Annotated in this window: 1 protein-coding gene; it reads right to left on the reverse strand. The window is 45.7% G+C overall.

Features of this window, described 5'->3' with window-relative positions; all coding sequences use genetic code 11:
• On the reverse strand, window positions 1–429 hold a 429-nt coding region (locus HMPREF2987_RS05810; RefSeq protein ID WP_257375144.1), incomplete at both ends, for an Ig-like domain-containing protein.

Here is a 429-nt window from a genome sequence, read left to right on the forward strand (position 1 = left end):
CTGTGTCACCTGCCTTAACTGGGTTCACAACTGGTGTTTTAATTTCCTTCGCATCACCTTCACCAACTGTCTTCTCTGTTGGAGTTGATGTATTTCCTGATGCATCTTTTGCTACGGCAGTCACTTTATCTCCAGCTTTCAAGCCCATAATTGGAAGATAGAAGAGGCCAGCTTCATTAGTAGCAACAGTAACTGTTTCACTATTTGGAAGAGTGATTTCAACGATTGATCCTGGTTCTGCTGTACCTGTAACAGCCTTATCACCTTCTTTAACATCGTTCACAACTGGCGCTGCTGGAGCTGCTTTCGCTACTGTTGCGTCTGTTGCTCCTGACTTGTTACCTTCTGCATCTGTTGCTGTTACAGAGACTTTGTCGCCTTCCTTCAAGCCATCAACTGGAATGCTGAAGGTACCGTCTTCACCGGCTG

It is taken from the genome of Streptococcus sp. HMSC067H01 (assembly GCF_001814775.1).
In the GTDB taxonomy this organism is placed as follows: domain Bacteria; phylum Bacillota; class Bacilli; order Lactobacillales; family Streptococcaceae; genus Streptococcus.